The sequence below is a fragment of the Pantoea sp. EKM101V genome (assembly GCF_011800325.1).
Lineage (GTDB): Bacteria > Pseudomonadota > Gammaproteobacteria > Enterobacterales > Enterobacteriaceae > Pantoea > Pantoea anthophila.
Genome location: NZ_JAALFP010000001.1, coordinates 469,098 through 491,217, shown reverse-complemented (window position 1 = coordinate 491,217; position 22,120 = coordinate 469,098). Strand labels below are relative to the sequence as shown.

At 57.4% G+C, this 22,120-nt stretch carries 26 protein-coding genes; 16 read left to right on the top strand and 10 right to left on the bottom strand.

What is annotated here, in order from left to right:
- Nucleotides 1-70 precede the first annotated feature (70 nt).
- Complete coding sequence (locus tag HFD92_RS02425) at nt 71-655, top strand: YceI family protein (RefSeq protein WP_046101799.1); 585 nt, start codon at nt 71-73, stop codon at nt 653-655.
- Between the two features lie 39 nt (nt 656-694).
- On the opposite strand, the gene HFD92_RS02420 is transcribed toward HFD92_RS02425, so the two are convergent.
- Nucleotides 695-1,609 carry a pyridoxal-phosphate dependent enzyme gene (locus tag HFD92_RS02420; protein ID WP_111208441.1) on the bottom strand — a complete coding sequence of 305 codons (915 nt, stop codon included), beginning with the start codon at nt 1,607-1,609 and terminating at the stop codon, nt 695-697.
- On the opposite strand from HFD92_RS02420, the gene HFD92_RS02415 reads away from it, so the two are divergent.
- The 10 genes from HFD92_RS02415 to HFD92_RS02370 all read left to right on the top strand — a co-directional run bounded on the left by HFD92_RS02415 (nt 1,608) and on the right by HFD92_RS02370 (nt 8,520).
- The gene (locus HFD92_RS02415; protein WP_111208440.1) at nt 1,608-1,901 is read left to right on the top strand and encodes a hypothetical protein; all 294 of its coding nucleotides are present in this window, start codon (nt 1,608-1,610) and stop codon (nt 1,899-1,901) included. The genes HFD92_RS02420 and HFD92_RS02415 overlap by 2 nt on opposite strands.
- Nucleotides 1,902-2,183: 282 nt before the next feature.
- Entirely contained in the window at nt 2,184-3,164 is a 981-nt protein-coding gene (locus tag HFD92_RS02410) for a 6-phosphofructokinase (RefSeq protein WP_111208439.1), read from the top strand.
- 10 nt (nt 3,165-3,174) lie between these two features.
- On the top strand, nt 3,175-3,489 hold the full coding sequence (locus HFD92_RS02405) for a PTS sugar transporter subunit IIB (RefSeq protein ID WP_009090254.1): 315 nt from the start codon (nt 3,175-3,177) through the stop codon (nt 3,487-3,489).
- Nucleotides 3,482-4,849 carry a PTS sugar transporter subunit IIC gene (locus HFD92_RS02400; protein WP_009090252.1) on the top strand — a complete coding sequence of 456 codons (1,368 nt, stop codon included), beginning with the start codon at nt 3,482-3,484 and terminating at the stop codon, nt 4,847-4,849. The genes HFD92_RS02405 and HFD92_RS02400 overlap by 8 nt, the downstream gene beginning before the upstream one ends.
- Nucleotides 4,836-5,678, top strand: coding sequence for a class II fructose-bisphosphate aldolase (locus tag HFD92_RS02395; RefSeq protein WP_009090250.1), 843 nt, complete (start codon nt 4,836-4,838; stop codon nt 5,676-5,678). Before HFD92_RS02400 ends, HFD92_RS02395 begins: the two co-directional genes overlap by 14 nt.
- Before the next feature lie 85 nt (nt 5,679-5,763).
- Entirely contained in the window at nt 5,764-6,033 is a 270-nt protein-coding gene (locus HFD92_RS02390; protein ID WP_058958229.1) for a hypothetical protein, read from the top strand.
- A 9-nt stretch (nt 6,034-6,042) separates the two neighbouring features.
- Nucleotides 6,043-6,480: a PTS sugar transporter subunit IIA gene (locus HFD92_RS02385; protein ID WP_046101806.1), complete on the top strand. Its 438-nt coding sequence runs from the start codon at nt 6,043-6,045 to the stop codon at nt 6,478-6,480.
- A complete protein-coding gene (locus HFD92_RS02380; protein ID WP_167428219.1) occupies nt 6,477-7,100 on the top strand; it encodes an ATP-binding protein in 624 nt (207 codons plus the stop codon). The genes HFD92_RS02385 and HFD92_RS02380 overlap by 4 nt, the downstream gene beginning before the upstream one ends.
- The gene (locus HFD92_RS02375) at nt 7,069-7,509 is read left to right on the top strand and encodes a thiol-disulfide oxidoreductase DCC family protein (protein WP_046101808.1); all 441 of its coding nucleotides are present in this window, start codon (nt 7,069-7,071) and stop codon (nt 7,507-7,509) included. The genes HFD92_RS02380 and HFD92_RS02375 overlap by 32 nt, the downstream gene beginning before the upstream one ends.
- Nucleotides 7,510-7,620: 111 nt before the next feature.
- Nucleotides 7,621-8,520: a LysR family transcriptional regulator gene (locus HFD92_RS02370; RefSeq protein ID WP_009090241.1), complete on the top strand. Its 900-nt coding sequence runs from the start codon at nt 7,621-7,623 to the stop codon at nt 8,518-8,520.
- On the opposite strand, the gene HFD92_RS02365 is transcribed toward HFD92_RS02370, so the two are convergent.
- The 6 genes from HFD92_RS02365 to HFD92_RS02340 all read right to left on the bottom strand — a co-directional run bounded on the left by HFD92_RS02365 (nt 8,495) and on the right by HFD92_RS02340 (nt 12,845).
- Nucleotides 8,495-9,289: a substrate-binding domain-containing protein gene (locus HFD92_RS02365; RefSeq protein WP_167428218.1), complete on the bottom strand. Its 795-nt coding sequence runs from the start codon at nt 9,287-9,289 to the stop codon at nt 8,495-8,497. The genes HFD92_RS02370 and HFD92_RS02365 overlap by 26 nt on opposite strands.
- A gap of 10 nt (nt 9,290-9,299) precedes the next feature.
- Entirely contained in the window at nt 9,300-10,607 is a 1,308-nt protein-coding gene (locus HFD92_RS02360) for an MFS transporter (RefSeq protein ID WP_304623148.1), read from the bottom strand.
- Between the two features lie 316 nt (nt 10,608-10,923).
- A complete protein-coding gene (locus HFD92_RS02355; protein ID WP_167428216.1) occupies nt 10,924-11,634 on the bottom strand; it encodes a helix-turn-helix transcriptional regulator in 711 nt (236 codons plus the stop codon).
- Entirely contained in the window at nt 11,612-12,022 is a 411-nt protein-coding gene (locus tag HFD92_RS02350) for an amino acid-binding protein (RefSeq protein ID WP_009090237.1), read from the bottom strand. The genes HFD92_RS02355 and HFD92_RS02350 overlap by 23 nt, the downstream gene beginning before the upstream one ends.
- 1 nt (nt 12,023) lies before the next feature.
- Complete coding sequence (locus HFD92_RS02345) at nt 12,024-12,338, bottom strand: antibiotic biosynthesis monooxygenase (protein WP_111208434.1); 315 nt, start codon at nt 12,336-12,338, stop codon at nt 12,024-12,026.
- Nucleotides 12,339-12,611: 273 nt separating this feature from the next.
- Nucleotides 12,612-12,845, bottom strand: coding sequence for a hypothetical protein (locus HFD92_RS02340; RefSeq protein ID WP_255461684.1), 234 nt, complete (start codon nt 12,843-12,845; stop codon nt 12,612-12,614).
- Between the two features lie 326 nt (nt 12,846-13,171).
- Between HFD92_RS02340 and HFD92_RS02335 the strand changes: the two genes are divergently transcribed.
- The 5 genes from HFD92_RS02335 to HFD92_RS02315 all read left to right on the top strand — a co-directional run bounded on the left by HFD92_RS02335 (nt 13,172) and on the right by HFD92_RS02315 (nt 19,076).
- Nucleotides 13,172-14,287 carry an ABC transporter substrate-binding protein gene (locus tag HFD92_RS02335; protein ID WP_009090234.1) on the top strand — a complete coding sequence of 372 codons (1,116 nt, stop codon included), beginning with the start codon at nt 13,172-13,174 and terminating at the stop codon, nt 14,285-14,287.
- A 162-nt stretch (nt 14,288-14,449) separates the two neighbouring features.
- Entirely contained in the window at nt 14,450-14,857 is a 408-nt protein-coding gene (locus HFD92_RS02330; protein ID WP_009090233.1) for a DUF2231 domain-containing protein, read from the top strand.
- 12 nt (nt 14,858-14,869) lie between these two features.
- Nucleotides 14,870-16,171: a sorbosone dehydrogenase family protein gene (locus tag HFD92_RS02325; RefSeq protein WP_046101813.1), complete on the top strand. Its 1,302-nt coding sequence runs from the start codon at nt 14,870-14,872 to the stop codon at nt 16,169-16,171.
- Between the two features lie 630 nt (nt 16,172-16,801).
- Entirely contained in the window at nt 16,802-17,434 is a 633-nt protein-coding gene (locus tag HFD92_RS02320) for a DapH/DapD/GlmU-related protein (RefSeq protein ID WP_167428215.1), read from the top strand.
- Nucleotides 17,435-17,660: 226 nt separating this feature from the next.
- Nucleotides 17,661-19,076, top strand: coding sequence for a cytosine permease (locus tag HFD92_RS02315; RefSeq protein WP_167428214.1), 1,416 nt, complete (start codon nt 17,661-17,663; stop codon nt 19,074-19,076).
- A gap of 75 nt (nt 19,077-19,151) precedes the next feature.
- On the opposite strand, the gene HFD92_RS02310 is transcribed toward HFD92_RS02315, so the two are convergent.
- From HFD92_RS02310 to HFD92_RS02300, 3 genes are all read right to left on the bottom strand, one after another.
- A complete protein-coding gene (locus tag HFD92_RS02310) occupies nt 19,152-20,474 on the bottom strand; it encodes an MFS transporter (protein WP_167428213.1) in 1,323 nt (440 codons plus the stop codon).
- Nucleotides 20,475-20,651: 177 nt separating this feature from the next.
- On the bottom strand, nt 20,652-21,662 hold the full coding sequence (locus HFD92_RS02305) for a GT-D fold domain-containing glycosyltransferase (RefSeq protein ID WP_167428212.1): 1,011 nt from the start codon (nt 21,660-21,662) through the stop codon (nt 20,652-20,654).
- 2 nt (nt 21,663-21,664) lie between these two features.
- The gene (locus HFD92_RS02300; RefSeq protein ID WP_167428211.1) at nt 21,665-22,000 is read right to left on the bottom strand and encodes a hypothetical protein; all 336 of its coding nucleotides are present in this window, start codon (nt 21,998-22,000) and stop codon (nt 21,665-21,667) included.
- Nucleotides 22,001-22,120 lie beyond the last annotated feature (120 nt).

Below are 22,120 nucleotides of genomic sequence, written 5' to 3'. Positions count from 1 at the left end.
TCTCTTCACTGTCTAAAACGGGAAATTTGCACCACACTTAGTGCACTTTTGTCCGCATAAGGAATTGACCGTGAAGAACTTCAAACGTATTGCACTGCCCCTGTTAGCCGCTGCGACCCTGTATGCTCCCCTGTCCCAGGCTGAGGCGATGCACTACCAGCTGAACCCTGAGCATACGTCCGTTATCGTTGCCTGGAACCACTTCGGCTTCTCCAACCCGACCGCGGATATCCCGGATGCCACCGGTACGCTGGTGTTTGACAAAGATCATCCGGAAGCTTCACGCGTTGACGTGACCCTGCCGGTCAGCAAAATCGACAGCCACGTTGCAGCACTGACGAAAGAATTCAAAGGCGCGGACTATTTCGATACCGCGAAATACCCGACGGCCACCTTCCACAGCACTAAAGTGGTCGCGAAAGGCGACAACAAATTTGATGTTGAAGGTAACCTGACCCTGAAAGGGATCACCAAACCGGTTACGCTGCACGCTACGCTGAACAAGCAGGGCGAGCATCCGATGGTGAAGAAGCAGGCGATTGGTTTTGATGCCACCGGCACCATCAAACGTTCTGACTTCAAACTGGATAAATATGTGCCAGCGGTCAGCGACGAGGTCACCCTGACTCTGTCTACCGAAGCCTACGCGAAATAACAGGCTGGCGGCGCAGCCCGTGCGGCTGCGCCACGTTTCTCACGCTGTCAGCCAGCCCTGCAGGCTCTCCAGCGTGACAGAAGCCCCGCCACAGACGATAACCAGCACCTTCTCTTCCGGCTTAAAGCTAATCTTCCCGTCATAGAGCATCGACAGCGACACGCCACAGGCAGGTTCTGTCAGAACACGATGATCGTCCAGAAAGCGGCGACAGGCGTTCACGGCTTCATCATCGGTCACCACCATTCCCCGGACGTCTGAACGGCGCGCCACCGTAAACGCATTTTCACACACCTGACTGGCCGCCAGCGTCGTGGCAATGCCACTGACGCTCTCCAGCGTGACCCGCTCGCCCGTCTTCAGCGCGGCGTTAAGGGAGGCGGTTCCCTCTGTTTCCACCGCATAAACCGGAATATGGCCGAGCTGATGTTTTTCCAGTCCCTGCATCACGCCGGAGAGCAGGCTGCCACCGCCTGTCGACAGGATGACGGCATCCGGACGCAGCCCTTCGTCGATCACTTCATCCACCAGCGTACTGATGCCGTCCCACAGCAGCGGGTTGTCAAAGGGGTGAATATAGATATTCTCCGCTGTCGCCAGCGACAGGGCATATGCATTCGCTTCACTCCAGACCCTGCCGTGGACGATGAGCCTGGCGCCTTCCTGTTCAATAAGCTGTCTGGCGCGCGCCGAGGTGGTTTCAGGCACCACCACCGTGACCGGCAGTCCCAGCCGGCGTCCACTGTGGGCCACGGCAATACCCGCATTGCCGCCGGAGGAGCTGATAAAGGCTTTTGCGCCCTGCACGGCGTAATGGCGGCAGATGTGGGCCGCACTCCGGAGCTTAAATGACCCGGTCGGCTGTGCTGATTCCATTTTCAGCCAGACATGGCTCCCGCTGTGCTGACTGAGTGGCAGGGAGTAAATGAGCGGGGTGCGGATAGTGATTTCCATGCGTCTTATCCTGATCAAAGGCGTTGATGACAAACCGGCTGACTGTCAGGCCGGGGGTGCGGGAGAGCAGCGTCGGACAGAGGAGGCGTCCGCCTCGCCGAAGATAAGGCGCACGATTCTCCTTACAAATCATCATGCTTCTGCTGCATTTTCTGTCGGCTTTAATCGTTATACAGAAGAGTGTTACCTGTTCGCAACAGCGATGCTGAATCTGATTAACATGACGATGGGCAGGGGATATCGGCATCCTTTTATCCGCCGGCCGGCGGCGAAACCGGGAAAAATGAGGTGAAAGTCACAAATTCGCAACGTCACTGTCTCGCCTGATTACGGCTTTTTCCGCCGTTCTCCTCATCCCGCCAGCCCGAACGCTAACCCGATGATTTATATCGATTCGTCTCAGATGTAATAAGTCGGAATAACGTGATTCACATCACAAATCATGCGCCTCATAACCCGCTGTCAATATTCCGGTCAGCGAAAAACCGCTCATAAATGTGACCTCACCTGCAAAGTGCAACTCCGCTTACCGGAAGAATGACCCTCAGCAGATTCAGCCAGCGAGGAGAGGATGATGCGGATTGGAATGGTCATCAGTGGCGGCGATGTCACCGGGATTAATAATTTTGTTTTTCAGATTGGCCGTCTGACCCAGGCCGGGATGGTGATATTTGACGGCGGCATTCCCGGCCTGCTGGCCAATAACCACCGTGAAATCAGCCAGCGCGATCTGCTGGACTTCTCCATCGCCGCGATTCCGGTCATTCAGTCGGGACGCACCGAAAAAAAACTGGTGCAGAGCGAGTACGAGCTGATTGCACGCCAGCTGAAAAACGCCCGGATTGACGTATTGATTCTGGCGGGCGGCGACGGATCGCTGCAGTTTCTTCACACGCTCTCACAGAGCGGGGTGAACTGCTTTGGTGTCGGCATGACCATCGACAACGATGTTTTCGGCAGTGATTACACCCTGGGTTTTTCCACCGCCTGCGAGCAGGTCTTAAAAGAGGTGGCGAAGCTGCGTAATACCGGGCGCGCCTTACCGGGCCGGGTATTTATGGTGGAGCTGCTCGGCGGCTACTGCGGTGAATTGACCCTGCAGTCCGCGATTAAAGCCAACGCGGATATTGCGCTTATCCCGGAGTGCCAGATCCCGGTGCCGCAGCTGGCGCAGCGCATTACCCGGCGGCTGGAACAGCAGAACAGCGTGGTGATTCTCTGTTCAGAAGGTTACACCCGGGAATATTCGCCCGGTTTTCAGGGCGCTATCGACACCTTAATCAAACAGCTTGAACCCCTGATTGGCGTTCGGATCCGTAAAACCATTCTCGGTTACGGACTGCGTAATGGTGACCCCACCTGCGAAGAGATTTATCAGGGCACCATTATGGCCAGTGAGGTGGTGCGTTGTATTCAGTCAGGCATGCGGAATAAAGCGGTCATTATTAACGGCAGCAATAAACCGATCCCGATTGATTTAATAAGCATGCAAAAACGCCTGGTCGATATTGACGGGCACTATTACAAACTCGCTAAACAACTCAACATCGTGTGAGGAGAAGAACATGCTGAAAATATTATGTGTCTGTGGTTGTGGATTAGGCTCCAGTTTTGCCATTGAGATGAGCGCAAAGGCCGTTTTAAAAAAACTGGAAATTGAGGCCGATATCGATCACACCACCATTTCAGAAGCGAATGCGTTTAAGTCAGATATGATCCTGACGCAAAAAGCCTTTGCCGATGTATTAAATGCGGATGCCACACCAGAGCAGATTAAACGGGTCATTATTCTTAACCGGCTCACCGATAAAGCGGAAATAGAGCAGAAGATCCTGGCCTTTTTAAAAGAACGCAACCTGAAGGTCGCCGCCCATGAATAGTGTGATTGATTTTCTGGTCAAAGATCTGCTGGGACAGGCATCGATTCTGATCGCCTTTATTGCCCTTATCGGTCTGCTGCTGCAAAAAAAATCGGCAGGGAAGGTGATGGAAGGCACCTTTAAAACCCTGCTCGGATTTTTAATTATGATGGCGGGTATCAATATTATCGTCGGTACGCTGACCTTTCTGAATACCATCTTTACCCACGGATTCGGCATGCGCGGCTATATCACCGATGTGGCCGCCATTGCCGGGCTGGCAAACCGTGAGCTGGGGTCGGAAGTGGCGCTGACGCTGCTGGCGATCTTTATCGTCAACATCATCATCGCGCGCCTGACGCCCTTTAAGTACATCTTCCTGACGGGACAGGCGCTGCTCTGGATGGCGACGATCGGCGCCGTCATCGGTTACAAAGCGGGACTGACCGGCCTGCCGCTGATCCTGACCGGCGGCATCTTCGGCGGCATCATGGCGGTCATCATGCCTGCGCTGGCGCAGCCGGTGGTGCGGCGCATTACCGAGTCGGATGATGTCGCGCTGGGTCACTTCTGCACCATTGGCTATCTGGTCACGGCTGCGGTCGCCAGAGTGGTCGGCAAAGGCTCCCGCTCAACCGAAGATCTGAAGCTGCCGGATAACTTTAAGTTTCTGCAGGACACCTATCTGTCGATGGCGCTGGTGATGGTGCCGATGTATCTGATCCCCGCCCTGGCCGCCGGCCCGGCCTTCATCGCACAGTACAGCAACGGCATGAACTACCTGATGTACGCCTTTATGCAGTCGATTCAGTTTGTTGCCGGGGTGTTTGTGCTCTACAGCGGCGTTCGCCTGCTGCTTAACGAGCTGGTGCCTGCGTTCCGCGGTATCGCCATGCGGGTGGTGCCGGATGCGAAACCGGCGCTGGACTGTCCGGTGATGTTTCCTTACGCCCCTAATGCGGTAATTGTCGGCTTCCTCGCTACCACGCTCGGCTCCATCGTCGGCATGCTTCTCTTCCCGATGATGGGTCTGGCGATGATCCTGCCCGGTCTGCTGACCAACTTCTTTGCCGGGGGCACCGCCGGGGTCTTTGGTAACGCCATGGGCGGGCGGCGCGGCGCGATGATCGGCGGCTTTGTTCACGGCCTCTTTATCACGTTCCTGCCCGCCATCCTGGTGCCGATGCTGGAAAGCTACGGCTTCACTGGCGTGACCTTCAGCGATTCCGACGTCATCAGTACCGGACTGGTACTCGGCCACGCTTTCCAGAACAACTGGCTGTTCGTCGCCCTGTTTATTGCCTTTGTTACCGCGCTTGCCTGGTTTGTTAATGGCAAATCCACCCGACCTCACGAGGAAAAAATCCATGAAACTTTATAATTTCGCCGACCTGCTTCAGCTGGCTAAACAGCGTGACTTTAAAGCGGTGGGATCTTTTAATCTGCACTGTCTGGAGATGCTCCCCGCCTATTTTAAAGCGGCAGAGAAAACCAGCAGCCCGTTAATGATCCAGATCTCCACCGGTACGGCGAAATATCTCGGCCATAAGCTGCTGGTCGACGCCATTAAATCGCTGTCAGAGAGCACCGGCGTGCCGACGTGTCTGCATCTCGATCACTGCTCGGATCTGACGGCTATTCAGACGGCGATCGACGCCGGCTTCAGCTCTGTCATGTATGACGGCTCTCATCTGCCGATTGAGGAGAATATTGCCAACACCCGTCGGGTGATCGATATGGCGCGACCGCACAACGTCTCGGTCGAGGCGGAGCTGGGGGCGATTGGCGGCTCGGAGGATGGCAAAAGCCTGGAGATGGAGGCGATTGCCTTTACGCCGGTGGAGGATGCGCGTCGCTTTGTGGAGGAAACCGGCGTCGATATGCTGGCGATCTCCATCGGCACCGTGCACGGGCTTTACACCGGCAAGGCGCACATTCAGCATCAGCGGCTGGCCGATATTACGGCGGCCACCCGCACGCCGCTGGTTCTGCACGGCGGCACCGGCGTCAGCGACGAAGATATGCGGCTGGCGGTGAGCAGCGGGATTGAAAAGGTCAACGTCGGAACGGAAATGAACGTTCAGTGGGTGGCACAGTGCAAATCGACCTTTGAAAAAGGCAAGGTCAATGACAGCGTGCGTAATTTCCTGGTGCCGGCAAATGACGCGGTGACCAACGTGCTGGTGGAGAAGATGCAGTTATTCCGCTGATCGCCGGATCGGTTATCAGTCAGTCGTAACGTTTTTATTTCATGCCTTAACTGAACCCCTGAAATAATCCGGGGCAGGAGAGCCTATGTTTGGATTTCTGAAAAAGTCACCGGCGGGCGAACCGGTCAGCCCGCAGCAGCAGGACCATCTGGCGGAACTCAGCCGCGGCAAAATAACGCAGCTGGAGGAGCAGCTGGCTATTAATCCGCGCGATGGCGCAACGCAGAAAGAATTAATGCTGGAATATAACCGGGCGTTAAGCTTATTTGCGAAAAGCCCTCGCTACCGCAATGAAATCGATGCGCTGTTTGTCAAAATAGATGAATTGCGCAATGTGGTTCGCCAGTCGATCTGAGGAGAGCGGATGACCATTAAGCAGTTATTACAGGAGGCCGACGCCATTCAGACCGGCATTGACGCCACGGACTGGCGTCAGGTTATCGCCCTGGCCGCGGCTCCGCTGGTCAGCGGCGGCTATCTTCACGCCTCCTATCCGGAGGCGGTGATTGCCAATACGCTGACGCATGGCGCGTACTATGTCTTTGAGGAGGGCATTGCCATTCCTCATGCGCGACCGGAAGCGGGGGTGATCCGCGACTGTTTCAGTCTGATCCTGCTGAAGGAACCGATCTCCTTTGCGGGCAGCGATAAGGCGGACATTGTGATCATGTTTGGTGCGCGCGACAGTAACGCGCACATCGAAGAGGGGATCCGGGCCATTGTGTCGCTGCTGGAGGATGAGGAGACGCTGGTCAGGTTACGTCAGGCCAGCAGCGCAGCGGAGGTCATCGATATCTTATGACGCTGACAAATACGGTAAAACGGGTGGTGCTGGTGAACGGCATCCCGGCGTCGGGTAAAAGTACCCTGACGCAGGCGCTCTCTCACCATTTTGGCTGGCCGGTGCTGACGCTCGACGCGCTCAAAGAGCCGTTTATGCGTTGCTTTACCCCGGTCGACCGCGCGCGAAACCGGCAGCTGGGCTGCGCGGCCTACCAGGCGATCTGGAACATCGTTGGTCAGGCACCGGCCAGTCAGATCTGGCTGATCGACGCCTGGTTCGGGTTTCAGCCGCGTGCGCTGCTGGAGCAGGGGCTGAAACAGGCCGGCGTGGAGGAGGCGCTTGAGCTGTGGCTGAAGATTGATCCGGAGGTGGCGGTGGCGCGCTATCAGGCACGGCTGTCGCAGCGGCTGCCGGGACATCCCGGTGCCGAGTATCTGCCGGAGCTGCGCCAGCTGGCGCATCAGGCCAGGCCGATGGCGCTGGGGCCGGTCTGTGAGACTGACGCCTGCGCCCGGGACGACACGGCCGTAATTCACTGGCTGCAACATCAGCTGACCAGAACCCGCTACACTTCAGCTCATCATGAGCGACGTGAGGAGCGGCAGGATGACATCACCCCCCTATCTGCAAACCGGTGAAAGCGCCGTGCTCTATGACGGCGTCTGTAAGCTGTGTAACGGCTGGGTTCAGTTTCTGCTGCGCCACCGGCTGGCGCGGCAGGTTCGTTTTGCCTCGGTGCAGAGCGAGCAGGGCAAGGCGCTGCTGCGCTGGGCCGGACTGCCGGAAGAGAAGATCAGCACCATTGTCTACATTAAAGGTGACCAGCACTGGCTGCGGGCGCAGGCGGTATTCCGCGTTATGCAGCATCTCCCTCTGCCGTGGCGCGGGCTGGCGGTGCTGCGTCACTTCCCCGACACCCTAAGTAACTTTGCCTATGACCGCATCGCGTTAAACCGCTACAGGCTGTTTGGCCGTTACAGCAGCCAGCATGCGATTGTCCCCGATTATCCCGGACGTTTTCTGCATCAGGTTGATGCCCCGCGCTGAAGTGCGAAAGGTGGCTGTGGGCGGCACTGAGATCAATGATATCCTTGGGGTTATTGTTGCTGCCCATGACCACAGCACGCCTGTGCTGCCAGACAACGGATAGAGGGATGCATGCCGGTTAACTTCGATCTCAACGATCTCTACGCGTTTCGCGCGCTGGTGGAGTTTGGTAACTTTCGCCTGGCGGCGGAATCGATCTGTCTCTCCCAGTCGGCGCTGAGCCGCCGGATCGATAAACTGGAAACCACACTGGGGATCAAACTGTTTGAGCGCACCACGCGCCGCGTAACGCTGACGCTGAAAGGGCACGCGTTTGCGCAGCGCTCAGACAAGCTGCTGACAGACTTCGAAGAGGTGATGGCCGATCTCAGTGAGGTCAGCCTCGCCCGCACGGGGCTGATTACGGTCGCCTGCGTGCCGTCAGCGGCCTACTACTTCATGCCCAATATCATCCGGCTGTTTCAGGTGCGCTACCCCAGAGTGCGGGTGAAACTGATCGACAGCAGTGCGGCCAATGTGTATGACGCGGTGATTGGCGGGCAGGCGGATTTCGGCATCAGCTTCTCCAGCCGTTCGCAGCCGGATGTCCATTTTCAGCCGCTGAGGGAGGACCCTTACGTGGCGGCCTGTCGGCGCGATCATCCGATTGCCGGAAAAAAGAGTCTGAGCTGGCAGGCGTTTTATCAGTATGAGTGGATCGGGCTGGATAAGACCTCCGGTAATCGCAACCTGCTGGATCAGGCATTGCAGGCGATCGTGCCGGAGAAGCCCTGTGTCTGCGAAACCCGGCACGTCACGACCATGCTGGGAATGGTTGAGGCGGGGCTCGGCATTGCTGCCGTCCCCGCCATGTCGATGCCGGGTTACGATCACGCCCTGCTGACGGGCGTGCCGTTAACCGACCCGGAGGTGAAACGCACCATCGGCCTGCTGCGCAAAAATGGCCGGATGCTGTCGCATATCGCGGGCGAACTGGAAAACCTGATTACTGAACAGTATCAGCTTCTCTGACCGGTTTTGAGGCCGTCACGCTGTGCAGTCCGCTGGCCAGCACGGCCTTCTGGTTTTCCGGCGACGCGAGCCAGTGGAGCAGCTTACTCGCCTCATCCGGCTGCCCGGAGGTGCGAACCACGGCACCGGCAAAGCGGGTGGTGTATTGCAGCTTCGCCGGCAGCTCCCCAATAAAGGTGACGCCTGGCACGGGCAGTAACTCACTCACCTGCTGAAACCCGATACTGTATTTCCCGGCCGCCACCTCTGACGCCACCGGAATGCGCTCAACCTTCACGGCTTTATTCCTGACCTGATCCTCAATGCCCAGCCGGCTGAAAAGCTGGCTGCTGACATATTTGCCGCTGGCGCTGTCGGAATAGGCGATGGAACCGGCCTTCAGCAGGGTGGCGCGGAGTTCACTTTCGCTGCCGATTTTAACCGGCGTCGCCCCCTGTCTGATGACCGCGCCGATGCGCGAGTCGGCGAGTTCTACCCGGGAACCCGGCAGCGTCTCACCCTTTATCTCCAGTCCGGTCAGCGCGTCGCCGACCATAATCACCACATCGGCCGGTTCACCGCGCGCCAGTCGCGCCGGGATCGCCTGTGGGGTCTTGCCCATCGACGGACCGGCAACCGTATGGAGGGTGATCCCTTCCTGCCGGGCGAAGCGCGGCGAGAGGGTATCCCAGGCCGCTTTAAACCCGCCGGAGATCATCACCGTCAGTTCTTTGGCCTGCGCACCGGCACTGCCCAGTAACAGGGGGATTAACAGTAAAGCAGATTTCATTCTCAGTTCCTCAGCTAAAGGTCTTACCGGCGTGGGATAACGCACGGCTGGTACGGCGATAGAGGTAGAGGGTGGCCAGCAGGGCGCAGACAGCCGCAAAGCTCATCCAGTAGCCGGGCGACGCTTTATCGCCGGTCAGCTCAATCAGGCCGGTGGACATCACCGGGGTAAAGCCGCCGAACAGAGCAGTCGCCAGGCTGTAGGCCAGTGAAAAGCCCGCGACGCGCACTTCAGCCGGCATGATTTCGGTCAGGGCCGGGATCATCGCACCGTTGTAGAGACCGTAGATCATCGAAAGCCACAGCAGCACGCCCAGCATCATTGAGAAGCCGGGGGCCGCCGCCAGCAGGCTCAGCGCCGGATAGCTGGTCGCCATCGCCAGCAGGGTCATCGCCACCAGGATCGGCTTACGGCCAAAGCGGTCGGAGAGCGCGCCGCCAATCGGCAACCAGATAAAGTTCGATACCGCCACCAGTAGCGTCACCAGCAGGCTGTCAGAGGCGCTGAGCAGCAGCACTTTCTTGCCAAAGGTCGGGGCGTAAACCGTGATCAGATAAAACGCGGTGGTGGTCATCGCGACCATCAGCATGCCGGCAATCACGACCTGCCAGTTGGTGAGCAGAATACGGAACACCTGCTTCACTTCGGGATGGCTGCGACGATTGTTGAACTCCTGCGTCTCTTCGAGCTTGCGGCGCAGCACGAAAATAAACGGCACGATCAGACAGCCGAACAGGAAGGGAATACGCCAGCCCCACTCGCGGATTTCACTTTCTGCCAGTACGGCGTTGAGAATAAAGCCCATCGCGGCGGCGACCATAATGGCCACCTGCTGGCTGCCTGACTGCCAGCTGGTGTAGAAGCCTTTGCGGCCTGGCGTGGCGATCTCGGCCAGATAGACCGACACACCACCCAGCTCGGCACCGGCCGAGAAGCCCTGCAACAGGCGGCCGATCAGCACCAGCAGCGGCGCCCACAGGCCAATACTCTGGTAGGAGGGGATCAGCACGATCAGAAAGGTGCCCGCCGCCATAATGGAGAGCGTGACGATCAGTCCCTTACGACGGCCGACCTTATCGATGTAGGCTCCCAGCACGACCGCGCCGATAGGGCGCATCAGGAAACCGGCCCCAAACACGGCAAAGGTCATCATCAGGGAGGCGAACTCACTGCTGGCCGGAAAGAAGGTGTGAGCGATATAGGTGGCATAGAAACCGAACAGGAAGAAATCGAACTGTTCGAGGAAGTTGCCAGAGGTCACACGGAAAATTGCGCCAATCCTGGCGCGGTGAGTCATGGGTGAGGTGGTCTGCATCAGAAGCTCCAGTAAGGTATGACGCTTTTTGCCGCGCCTGTGACTGAAGAGTGGATCAGCGCCCGGCGCTAAATAAGTGCAAAATGAGAATCAATTGATGTGTCAGCCGCATGATTGCCCGGCGTTATCAATTTAAAGGCTTACGATTCAGAAGGTTGGACAGCTGCGCGTTTTGACTGCTTCTGTTACCGGTGCTGACGTGAGTTTGCGGAAATGTGACAGGATTCATAGGCGTGTTACAGGTTCTGGCAGGGGATGCGCCGGTTGTCGTGCCGCCAGAAGGGGTCTGGCGGCAGGAAACAAAAGGTCATGTTATGCGTTAACGCGGGGTGACACCGAAAATCTGTTGCAGATGGCGGAGACCCGCCACGGTGAAAGCCACTTCCCGATAGCCTGCCTGCCGGGTCAGCCAGCCCTGCTGTTCAAAGCCGGTCAGCAGCGCGGCGCCCGCGTAGCCCCCGAGATGAAACTGCCGCTCACTCCAGTCCAGGCAGCCACAGCACGCTTTGCGCCGTCCGGGTTGTGACAGGTCAATCTGCAATGCCAGAAACTGCTGTCTGCCGTGAAGCGTGACCGCGCTGCCTTCGGGCGTGATCCAGCCCTGATGCACCAGTGAGGCATAGATCTGCACCGCAATTTCACCTGCCAGATGGTCATAACAGGTGCGGGCGGTGCGAAGCGCGCGTGGCGCTGTGCTCTCAGGGGCGGCAATCCGTTGCCACGACACGCCCATCATGTTCTCAATCAGCGTGGCGATATCACTGCCATTCAGCCGGTAATAACGGTGACGGCCCTGCGCCAGGCACACGATTAGCCCGCTATTCATCAGCCGGGTCAGATGTGCGCTGGCGGTGGAGGGCGCGACATCCGTGACGGCACAGAGCTCCGTGGCCGTCCATGCGCGTCCATCCATCAGCGCTGACAGCATCCTGACCCGCGAGGGATCGGCCATCGCGGCGGCGACACCGGCAATGGCGTTTTCCAGCGCGTCACTGTCGTCGGGGGCATTATGGGGTTGCGGTGTTGCCATCGGAGGATACGGCCCATTCTGTAGTCAGCCCGGCGGCTGAGAGGTTGTTGTCGGTGATCAGGATCAGCCGGTTGGCGTGGTCACTGTACTGCACCAGGATATTTATCCCTGCTGCGGCCAGGCGTGTGGTAATGGCACCCAGTTCGCCGGGACGCTGCTGAGGGAGCCGGCGGATGAGTGGAACATGGACGGCTTCAACCGCGATCCCTTCCGCTTCCAGCACCCTTCGGGCCCGTTCACCCTCTGCCACCAGAAAATGGGCGTGGCTCAGTGTGCCGGACGAGAACATGCCACCGCCTTCCAGTCCAATCCCCTGATCGCCCAGCAACGTGGTAAGCCGGGAGAGCGTGCCCGGGCTATTTTGCAGGATCACATGAATGTCGAACATATTACATTTCTCCCGGGTTAAACGCATATTCTCTGACGAGGGTGACGATGCGCAGATGATAAGCGGCAAAAAGCGTCTCACGGCCTTCGCGCTGGGCAGCCTGATGGCACAGATTGCGCTTCCAGGCTCTGATCGACTCTTCATCGCGCCACCACGAGAGTGAAAGGATTTTTTTCTCATCGGTCAGGCTCTGAAAACGCTCCAGAGAGATAAATCCTTCGTTTTCCATCAGCAGCGGTTTGAGGTCCGCCGCCAGTTGCCTGTAACGCATCTGGTGTTCCGGCAGGGCTTCAGCTTCAAATAACACGGCAATCATTGCGCTTCTCCTTGGGGGTGATAGCCGGAAAATAGCGGGCGGGAGGCGTTAATGCTTCGGCCGGAAACGAAATAAGCGCGGCTGCTCTGGTCGCGGACAGATGTGACAAACGCACGCATCCGGCATATCCGGATATTGCAGACAAGGGTCTGGCTGAATGAGATCGAGGTTTACGGGCGGGGAAAAGGCAGAGCGAACTGCGCCTGAACCCGGAGAGGAGTCAGGCGAGAAGCAGAGAGAGGAGCGCGGAGCGGGAACAAAAACGAGCAGACATCATTTCCGCGCCATCAGCATGGTCAGCAGTTCACGGCAGCACGCTTCTTCTTCGGCACTGTCTGCGGAGGCGAGATAGCGCAGCAGTTCCATGCAGCTTTTTTCCTTGCCCGCTTCCAGTAACTCCTCGATCAGGAAATTAAGTTTGTCCTGTTCAGAGGCAGCAAAAGAGGAGCTGAACCCGGTTTGGGTCGGGAGAGTGGGATTGACCGGCAGGGTCAGAGTGTTTTGCATCGGCATATTATTGTCCTGTTTCGGGTTAAAAAATGCACTGGTGTTGCTATTAAAGTTATACAGCGATCCTTATTTTGTACAGGAATGGGATGGAATGATTTTTAACCCGGGCCTAAGCGCAGCGCGGGATGCAGAGGAAATCCCGGCTAATCATTCAGTTATCCGACAACCCTTTTCAGAAATTTTTTTCTCTGTTCAGACGTAAATCCACTCCACACGACGGCAAAAAACTTTTCATTCACGCTCTTCCCCTGATCGCTGATTTAAGTGATAGTAACGCCGCTTTACATTAATAATTCTCATTATCATCTGTATGGGTTTTTACAATGAAAAAATGGTTTTTCGCACTGGGGATGCTCACGCTGTCAGGAATGGCGTCGGCCAAAATGATTACTGATGTCGCAGGCCGTCAGGTTGAGGTGCCGCAGGAGGCGAAGCGCATCATTCTGGGTGAGGGGCGTCAGATCTATCTGCTGGCAGCCTTTGACACCGACGCGCCCTTTAAGCGGGTCATCGGCTGGCGGGACGATCTCCACAAGGCAGACTGGGATGGCTATCAGGCTTATGAAAAACGCTATCCGCAAATCAGGAAACTGCCGACCTTCGGCGGGGCGAAAGATGGCACCTTTAACATTGAGCAGGCGTTAACCCTGAAGCCCGATCTGGTGCTGATGAATCTGGAATCGAAAGCGGCCACGGATGAAGGCAAGCTGACAGAAAAACTGCAGGCGGTCGGTGTGCCGGTGGTGTTTATCGATTTCCGTGAAGCGCCGATGGTGAACGCGGAGAAAAGTATCCGCATCATGGGCGAACTGGTGAACAAACCGGCGCGGGCGCAGGAGATCATCCAGTTCCGTCAGCAGCAGATTGAGCGGGTGACTTCGCGGCTGAAGAATTTTACCGGCTATCGCCCGAAAGTGATGATCGACCGCGCCGGTGGCTACAGCGATGAGTGCTGCATGTCGTTTGGTAATGAGAACTTCGGTCAGATGGTGGAGATAGCGGGCGGACGTAATATTGCCAGAGATCTTATCCCCGGCACCTTCGGCACCGTGAACCCGGAGCAGATCATCGCCAGTCAGCCCGATGTGGTGGTGGTCACCGGGGCCAACTGGAAGAACTACAATACCGTGGGCAAATGGGTCGGCGTCGGTCCGGGCGCCAATGTGACCGAGGCGACGGCGCGTCTGAAGGCGCTGATGATGCGCGATGCGTTTAAAACCCTGCCGGTGGCGCACAATGGCAACGTCCACGCGATCTGGCATCAGTTCTACGACAGTCCTTATCAGTTTGTGGCTATCCAGGCGCTGGCGAAGTGGCTGCATCCCGATCTCTTTGCCGATCTCGATCCCGACGCAACGTTCCGCGAATTTCATCAGAAGTTCCTGCCGCTGCCTTACCAGCCAGGCTACTGGGTGACGTTGCCCGCAGATAAACCCTGACTGACCGGCGATGACAGGGATGTCATCGCCAGCATTGCACTTCCCGCCGAATAAACCCGCTCTTTCCCTTCAGATTTACTAACCTTTTACAGGCGCGGCCTCGTTTGCTCTGAGCAGCATGACGTGTCGTCGTCCGCATTCACGCTAAAAATGGAGAGAAACATGCGCAATACCTCGGGAAGATCGGCCTTTGCCGTGACGCTGTACGCTCTGCTGGAGCCGGTGCCGCTGGGCTTTTTTGTTGCGGCCTGGCTGTTTGACATTTTCTACAGTCAGACCTTTGTGCAGTTCTGGACTGACGCCGCAGGCTGGCTGATTGCGCTGGGACTGATTCTGGCCATTGTGCCGCGACTCATCGCGCTGGTTTATCTGTTTCGCGGCAGTGACAGTGCGGAGAAGAGCCATTTCTGGCTCTGGCTGGTGGCGGTTGTGATCGCTGTCGTTAATGCGTTTATTCACAGCCGTGATGCCGCCGCGGTGATCCCGCTGGGCGTGACGCTTTCGACGCTGGTGGTGGCGCTGCTGCTGCTGGCGAATGTGCAACTTGCGTTACGTCAGCGTAGCGCTTAAGGAGGAGCCACCATGAAGATACCGCATAAAACGCTGCTCGCGCTGACCCTGGCAGCCCTGCTGGCAGGCTGTGATGATGGTGCACAAATCGACCCCCAGAAGCAGACCGGTCCGAATCCTGAACTGCCAAAGGCGAAGAGTTTCTTTATGCCGCCGATGCAGGTGCCGGAAGGCACGCCCTGGAAGGCGGGTGAGATGCCCAAAGTGGCTGACGGGCTGAAGATTGAAAAGATTGCTGACAATCTGCAGCATCCGCGTCAGGTCTATGTCCTGCCGAACGATGACGTGCTGGTGGCGGAATCAAACGGCCCGGCCAAACCGACGACCCGGCCGAAGCAGCTCATCATGGGCATCGTACAGAAAGCCTCAGGTAAGGGCGGTGCAGGCGGCAACCGGATTACGCTGCTGCGCAAGGTGAACGGCAAATGGGAGCAGCACCGCTTTATTGAGAATCTGCATTCCCCGTTTGGCATGCAGCTGATTGGCAACACGCTCTATGTCGCCAATGCGGACAGCCTGGTGAAGTTCCCGTATCGCGAAGGGGAAACCGAGATTCGCACCGCGCCGGAAGAGGTGACCGAACTGCCGGGCGGCCCGATTAACCACCACTGGACCAAGGCGCTGCTGGCCAGCCCCGATGGCAGCAAGCTCTATGTCGGGGTCGGTTCCAACAGTAACGTCACCGAGAACGGCATTGGCGCAGAGTATCGCCGTGCCGCGGTGCTGGAAGTGGATGCCGCCACCGGCGCCAGCCGCATCTTTGCCAGCGGGCTGCGCAATCCAACCGGCTTACAGTGGGAACCTCAGAGCGGCAAACTCTGGGCTATCGTCAATGAGCGTGATGAAATCGGCTCGGACCTGGTGCCCGACTACATGACCTCGGTGCAGGACAAAGGGTTCTACGGCTGGCCCTACAGCTACTTTGGTCAGCATGTTGATACCCGCGCCGAACCGCAGCGTCCCGATCTGGTGGCGAAGGCGATCAAACCCGATTACGCCCTGAGCTCACATGTCGCCCCGCTGGGTCTGCTCTTCTATGGCGCAGATAACATGCCGCAGTATCGTGGCGGTGCCTTTATCAGTGAACACGGCAGCTGGAACCGGACACCGCTGAATGGCTACAAAGTGGTGTGGGTGAAATTTGAGAACGGCAAACCGGTGGGGCAGCCGCAGACGGTGGTCTCGGGCTTCCTGACGGATGATCAAAAGCAGGTGCGGGGATTGCCGGTAGGTCTCGCCAGCGACAGAGAGGGGGGTGTGCTGATTGCGGATGACGCAGGGAACACCATCTGGCGGGTCAGCGCCGCCAGGTAACCCGGACGGGTCCGTTTTCACTACCGGAAAGCAGGCATAAAAAAAGGATTTGGCATCGCGCCAAATCCTTTATTTTTTTGTTCGCTACCCGGCTGGTAACCGCGCTGCGAACGGGGTGCTCAGCACTCTCCACAGAACAGATTGTAAAATGTGCGGCTAAGGATTTCAAGTTTCGCCAAAATACTGTATGTTTATACATGTGTTGAGTGTTGAGCCTCGCCTCATTGTCGACTGGCCGCTCCCAGGGGCACGGTTTTAAAATCCCGGCAGGTATCAGGTGGTGCTGGCCTGTGGCTTTAACCTTGAGTGCCGCTCAGCCCTCTCCACAAAGATGTGCTTAGGCGCCCGGCGGGTAGAGTCAAAGCCCTGGTTGCCGAACAGCGCGCTCCTGTAAAAGGAGAAGGAAAGTGATGGAACTGACTAAGCTGATTCTGGATCTTATCCGGGTCATCTTGCAGATCATCGTTGCCCTTATGCAACTGACCGGTCACGCAGGTTAACCGGAACTTGAAACAAGGCGGAGCTAACCACTCCGCCTTTTTTCTTTGTCAATTCTCTGTCATGCGCAGCGGGTAAGGTGGGGCGACAAAAGCACGCCAGCGGGGCGTGGCTTACCTGACCGGAACGATTATGTCTCTTGCCGCCGTTATGCCTGCCCGGCTTGCGCACACCTGGATCGACGGCAGTGTGCGGATGCGGGAAACCACCGTGGGACAGCAGTGTGAAATTCTGGCGCATAGCCTGCTGGAATACAGTGAGCTGGGTGACTTCTCCTATGTTGGCGAACACTGCTGCCTGGCGGATACCCGCGTGGGCCGCTTCTGCGCCATCGCGAATCAGGTGCGCATCGGCGCGCCGAATCATCCGATGGATCGCGCCTCACAGCACCGCTTTACCTACTGCCCGGAGTATTATCACGCCAGCGCCCGCCGCGATCAGGGCTTCTTTGCCGCCCGCCGGGCCGACCGGGTGGTGATAGGCAATGACGTCTGGATTGGGCATGGGGTAATTGTGCTGCCCGGCGTGACCGTCGGTGATGGTGCGGTGCTGGCGGCGGGCGCGGTGGTGACCAGAGATGTCGCCCCCTACAGCGTGGTGGGGGGCGTGCCGGCGCGTCCGCTGCGGATGCGCTTTACCCCTGCGATTGCCGCCCGCCTGCAGCGCATAGCCTGGTGGAACTGGCCGCTGGAGAAACTGCTGGCGAACCTGCCTGACTTTCAGCACGGCGATATCGACGCGTTCTGCCAGCGGCACGGAGAGTAGTGAGCAGAATACGCTGAAATGGACCCGCTATCGTCAGCGGGTCATCGCGGAAGGATAATCGACCTGGCGGACCTGTCGTTATCATCACATTTTCGAATGACAGGTTGCCTTGTAACTTTCCGGTGCGCATGACACCATCGATACATGTATAGACATGTATCTTCAACCGTCTTACTGACTGATCTCTTTTACTCAACGCATCTCTCACTGTTCCAGCGAGGACTCTATGTCGGTCAAACCCTCTGTATCAGACTATCCAGGCGCAGAGAAACCGCGCCTGTCGGAAACCCGCTCGATTGATTACATTCCCTTGCAGGAGCGTCACGGTCATCCCTTCAGTCAGTTCACACTCTGGTTTGGCGGCAATCTGCAGATTACGGCGATCGTGACGGGTGCGCTGGCTGTCGTACTGGGTGGTGATGTGGTGTGGTCGCTGGCCGGTTTACTGGTGGGGCAGATCTTGGGGGCGGGGATCATGGCCCTGCATGCGATTCAGGGACCGCGCCTGGGCTTACCGCAGATGATTACCAGCCGTATGCAGTTTGGCGTCTTTGGTGCCGTGATCCCGCTGGTGCTGGTCTGTATTATGTATGTGGGCTTTTCAGCCAGCGGAACGGTATTAGCGGGACAGGCGCTGGCCAGACTGATTCACGTCAGCAACGCCACCGGCATGGTGGTGTTCAGCGTCCTGATTGTGGTCATTGCGGTACTGGGTTATCGCGTCATCCATCAGCTGGGAAAACTGGCGAGCGTGATTGGCGTGGCAGCCTTTGCCTATCTCTTCATTACCCTGTTTACCACCCATGATTTATCGGCGGTGTGGCAGAACCAGCACTTTACCCCGGCAAATTTTCTGCTGGCGGTTTCGCTCTCTTCCTCCTGGCAAATCGCGTTCTGTCCCTACGTCTCCGACTATTCCCGCTATCTGCCCGCGCAGGTTTCCGCGAAGAGACTCTTCAGTGCCGTCTTTTTTGGCACCGTGCTGGGCACCCAGGCGTCGATGACGCTGGGGGTGATCGTGGCCGCGATTGCCGGCAGCGCGTTTTCAGGCAATGAGGTCGGCTACATTGTGAGTCTGGGCAGCACGGCCACGATGGCGATGGTGATCTATTTCGCGATCTGCTTTGGCAAGATTACCTTTACCACGCTGAATGCCTACGGCAGTTTCATGTCCCTGACCACCATTGTCTCTGGCTTTCGGCAGCAAACGACGCTGAGCCAGGGCGGGCGCATCCTGTTTGTGGTGCTGATGGTTACGCTGGCCTGCGTCATCGCTCTGCTCAGTGAACCGGCCTTCCTGAAATCCTTTACCCACTTCCTGCTCTTTCTGCTGGCGTTCTTTGTGCCCTGGAGCGCCATCAGCCTGACGGATTTCTACCTCGTTACCAAAGGCCGCGTCGATATCCCGGCACTTTCCCGTCCCGAGGGACGCTATGGTCGCTGGAACCTCACCGGCATCGTGGTCTACTTTCTGGGCGTGGCGGTGCAGCTGCCGTTTATTGACAACCCTTTGCATCATGGCTCACTGACGTGGATTTTTGCCGGCAATGATGTCTCCTGGATCATCGGCTGGTGTGTCACCGCACTGCTATGGCTCGTCGCCAGCCGCTGGGATCGCCGCGGCAAGCCCTCTGCGGGATAAAAAAAGCCGCCCTGAGGGGCGGCTTTTTTGACTGTCGTGCTGAGATGGTGCGGGTGCGCCCCAGCGGCTGACCTGTCAGGCAGCAGAAACGTCGGCGGTGCCGCTCCCGGCGTCAGCCACCAGCGGTTTTTCCGGCTGCAGCAGCGTCATGGCCAGCATGCTGCCAAAGGCGATAAGCGCCGTCACGGTGAACATCGCGTTATAGCCGTAATACTCCGCCAGCCAGCCGCACAGCATCGGTGAGATAATCGCCGCCAGATTGGCAATCGCCAGCGTCATGCCGCTGAAGGTGCCTACCGAGGCTTTCGGGCTGACATCGATCACCACCGACCAGTAGACATTATTCACCAGCGCATTGAGTGCGTTGCCCAGGGTCATCAGCGCAATAATGCCGGCGGCCGACTGCATATAGGGGATCGCCATAAAGCAGCAGGCGGTGCCGCAGAGCGTCACGGCGGCGAACAGGTTGCGCGCCAGCCGCAGGTTATGGAAGCGCGCCAGCAGCGCATCGGCGATGCGACCGCCCAGCAGGACCGTGAGGCAGGCACCGCTCCATGGGATCATCGCCACGTACCACAGCGAGTGCAAATCGTAGTGGAAATTATCCTGCAGATATTTCGGCATCCAGGTCACCAGCGTGAAGGTGATGTAGAGGAAGGAGAAGTAGCCCAGCGCGTTGCAGACCAGCGTCCGGCTGGTGAAAAAGCGCCACCAGGGCAGAGGCACACTGTCGGCCGCGCTGCGGCGCTGCCCGGCGTGGATCAGCGCGCGCTCGGCCGGATTGGTGGCGGCGCTCTTTTCCGGGCTGTCACTGAAGGTCCGGGCAAACAGCGCCATCGCCAGCAGGGAAAAGCCCCCCAGCAGAATAAACATCATGCGCCAGTCATGGGTCAGCAGCAGCAGGCCCACGGCGATCGGGGCGGTCAGCAGCGCGCCGACCTGGGTCGAGAGCAGGCCGATGCCCAGCGCAAAGCCACGCTCGTTGTCGGGGGCCCAGTGGGCAATCGCCTTGTTCATCAGCGCGTAGGCCGGGCCTTCGGAAAAGCCGAACAGAATGCGCAGGGCAGCAAAGCCCATAATGGCTGAGCCGCCAAACAGTGCCATACCCAGCTCACCCGCCCAGGCGGTGGCGATCTCCAGTAACGACCAGAGTACGCCCGCCAGCAGCCAGACTTTTTTGGTGCCGATGCGGTCAGCCAGAAACCCGCCGCATAGCGAACCAAACAGATAACCAAAGCCAAAGTAGCCCAGCACGGCGCCGAGCTGCACCTTACTGAAATGGTATTCCGCCGCAATGGCGTTGGCTGCGAATGAGAGGGCGCCGCGATCGATATAGTTAATCAGCGCGATCAGGAACAGCAGTGAAAATATGGTGTAACGGTAACGGCTGGGTGTCATCTCACTTCTCCTGATTGATAGTTTCAGGAGAGCTGAAGCAAAATTGATGCCGGAAAAGCGCATCGTCCGGCAAAGCCCGGCGGGCCGGGCAGCCCGCCCGCCACATCAGGCAGTGATCGCGCTAATTATTCGCCTGCGCATCAATGCAGTGCAGTCACTGCCTGCCGATGGGGAGCCTCAGGCCGCGTTATGGTGAGTCGTGCTGACGTGCGGCAGGGGAACCACGACCGCGACCACCGCGGCATCAGAACCCGGCTTTGCCGGTGGCATTGCGCCAACGTGCTGCAGGATCTGCTGCTGATAGGTTGCATCTTCCACCGTGGTCTGTTCACCCAGCAGTACGCCCGCCTCATTCACGTTTTTGCCTTCGACTTTCATTTTATGTGTGGCGCTGGCCAGCATCCATTCATATTCAATATCAACGTGTCCGCTATCAATACAGCGAATGCCGTGCTGACTTAAATCATAAGCCAGCACGGTAGCGGTCGGGCCTAATGAAATTAAGACCAGATCAAAGCTGACCGCCTGCGCTAATACCGTGTCAAAAAGACGATCGTAAACAGAAAAGGCATTACGGTTCAGCGTGGTAATACGTTTCACCTCCAGGGCACCATCCAGTAAATCGTTGCCTAATCCCAGACGCGTTCCGCTGCCTTCGACAATTAATACCCGGCGGCCCTTATAGAGCTGTTTAAATTTATCAAATATCGTCCGGGATAACTGTTTGCCTTTATAGTCGTGATAGGGGCGGGTCACGGAGGTATTTCCATAGCGGTACTGACTATTCAGCAGCGCGTCATAATGCCTGAAATAAAAGGATTTATGGAAGAACCAGAACAGGGCCGATCCACTGCGCATATTACGGGTGGTGCGAAAGGCATCGGGCAGGCAGATCAGACAGTTCGGGTTGGCCTGCGGATCCTGCTGCAGCAGGGCCTTGAGCCGTGCAGAGAGGTTCGGATCAAAGGGCTGAAAGCCGATGTTTTTATACCAGGTCATCTCCAGTTCACCGTCACCATAACGGGCCAGCGATAATTGGGGATTACGCAATAACAGGTCAATCGTCTCTTCTATCGACATAACCGAATAACGTTTTACCCGCGCCTGGGCGGCAGGGTAACGAATCGCGGCGTGTATAAATTTAAACGGAAAACGAAGCTTGCGATAAATCGCATTCAATGCGGACATAATTACCTGCCTGAGTTATTGCTGCATGAAAAAAATCCTGCCTGATGGCCGGATAAACTGGAAAGATAATGCTGATATATATCACAGATAAATGAAGCGGCAGGCTGCGGAAAGTCTGAAATCGTTTTCAGCGCCGGAATGCCTTCCTGCATTAATGTATTAATTATTGCTTTCCGGCCGGTTAAACAGGGCGGTGATAAATGTTTATCCCGAATAAACGGGCGAAAAATAATTTCGCGCTGCGTCAGTCGGGGCTCGCTGGAAAATAAAAGATGCGGAACAGTCGCGTTGCCAGTTTCAGCAATAAGATTAAACCCTGAACAGGGATTAAAAAGCATTATGATTATTTGACACTCGTTTTTATTCAGCGATGACGCATAAGTGAGCGTTACTGAAGCCCGGCTTGTCTGATATTTCTCCACTTTTGAACAAAAGGTGCGATAACCTGCGGCCTGAGG

Excerpts from the sequence above, each read along its gene's own strand:
- HFD92_RS02415 (WP_111208440.1), top strand. The coding sequence starts at position 1,608 with ATGCGTCTTATCCTGATCAAAGGCGTTGATGACAAACCGGCTGACTGT.
- HFD92_RS02420 (WP_111208441.1), bottom strand. The coding sequence starts at position 1,609 with ATGGAAATCACTATCCGCACCCCGCTCATTTACTCCCTGCCACTCAGT.
- HFD92_RS02410 (WP_111208439.1), top strand. The coding sequence starts at position 2,184 with ATGCGGATTGGAATGGTCATCAGTGGCGGCGATGTCACCGGGATTAAT.
- HFD92_RS02405 (WP_009090254.1), top strand. The coding sequence starts at position 3,175 with ATGCTGAAAATATTATGTGTCTGTGGTTGTGGATTAGGCTCCAGTTTT.
- HFD92_RS02400 (WP_009090252.1), top strand. The coding sequence starts at position 3,482 with ATGAATAGTGTGATTGATTTTCTGGTCAAAGATCTGCTGGGACAGGCA.
- HFD92_RS02395 (WP_009090250.1), top strand. The coding sequence starts at position 4,836 with ATGAAACTTTATAATTTCGCCGACCTGCTTCAGCTGGCTAAACAGCGT.
- HFD92_RS02390 (WP_058958229.1), top strand. The coding sequence starts at position 5,764 with ATGTTTGGATTTCTGAAAAAGTCACCGGCGGGCGAACCGGTCAGCCCG.
- HFD92_RS02385 (WP_046101806.1), top strand. The coding sequence starts at position 6,043 with ATGACCATTAAGCAGTTATTACAGGAGGCCGACGCCATTCAGACCGGC.
- HFD92_RS02380 (WP_167428219.1), top strand. The coding sequence starts at position 6,477 with ATGACGCTGACAAATACGGTAAAACGGGTGGTGCTGGTGAACGGCATC.
- HFD92_RS02375 (WP_046101808.1), top strand. The coding sequence starts at position 7,069 with ATGACATCACCCCCCTATCTGCAAACCGGTGAAAGCGCCGTGCTCTAT.
- HFD92_RS02370 (WP_009090241.1), top strand. The coding sequence starts at position 7,621 with ATGCCGGTTAACTTCGATCTCAACGATCTCTACGCGTTTCGCGCGCTG.
- HFD92_RS02365 (WP_167428218.1), bottom strand. The coding sequence starts at position 9,289 with ATGAAATCTGCTTTACTGTTAATCCCCCTGTTACTGGGCAGTGCCGGT.
- HFD92_RS02355 (WP_167428216.1), bottom strand. The coding sequence starts at position 11,634 with ATGGCAACACCGCAACCCCATAATGCCCCCGACGACAGTGACGCGCTG.
- HFD92_RS02350 (WP_009090237.1), bottom strand. The coding sequence starts at position 12,022 with ATGTTCGACATTCATGTGATCCTGCAAAATAGCCCGGGCACGCTCTCC.
- HFD92_RS02345 (WP_111208434.1), bottom strand. The coding sequence starts at position 12,338 with ATGATTGCCGTGTTATTTGAAGCTGAAGCCCTGCCGGAACACCAGATG.
- HFD92_RS02340 (WP_255461684.1), bottom strand. The coding sequence starts at position 12,845 with ATGCAAAACACTCTGACCCTGCCGGTCAATCCCACTCTCCCGACCCAA.
- HFD92_RS02335 (WP_009090234.1), top strand. The coding sequence starts at position 13,172 with ATGAAAAAATGGTTTTTCGCACTGGGGATGCTCACGCTGTCAGGAATG.
- HFD92_RS02330 (WP_009090233.1), top strand. The coding sequence starts at position 14,450 with ATGCGCAATACCTCGGGAAGATCGGCCTTTGCCGTGACGCTGTACGCT.
- HFD92_RS02325 (WP_046101813.1), top strand. The coding sequence starts at position 14,870 with ATGAAGATACCGCATAAAACGCTGCTCGCGCTGACCCTGGCAGCCCTG.
- HFD92_RS02320 (WP_167428215.1), top strand. The coding sequence starts at position 16,802 with ATGTCTCTTGCCGCCGTTATGCCTGCCCGGCTTGCGCACACCTGGATC.
- HFD92_RS02315 (WP_167428214.1), top strand. The coding sequence starts at position 17,661 with ATGTCGGTCAAACCCTCTGTATCAGACTATCCAGGCGCAGAGAAACCG.
- HFD92_RS02310 (WP_167428213.1), bottom strand. The coding sequence starts at position 20,474 with ATGACACCCAGCCGTTACCGTTACACCATATTTTCACTGCTGTTCCTG.
- HFD92_RS02305 (WP_167428212.1), bottom strand. The coding sequence starts at position 21,662 with ATGTCCGCATTGAATGCGATTTATCGCAAGCTTCGTTTTCCGTTTAAA.
- HFD92_RS02300 (WP_167428211.1), bottom strand. The coding sequence starts at position 22,000 with ATGCTTTTTAATCCCTGTTCAGGGTTTAATCTTATTGCTGAAACTGGC.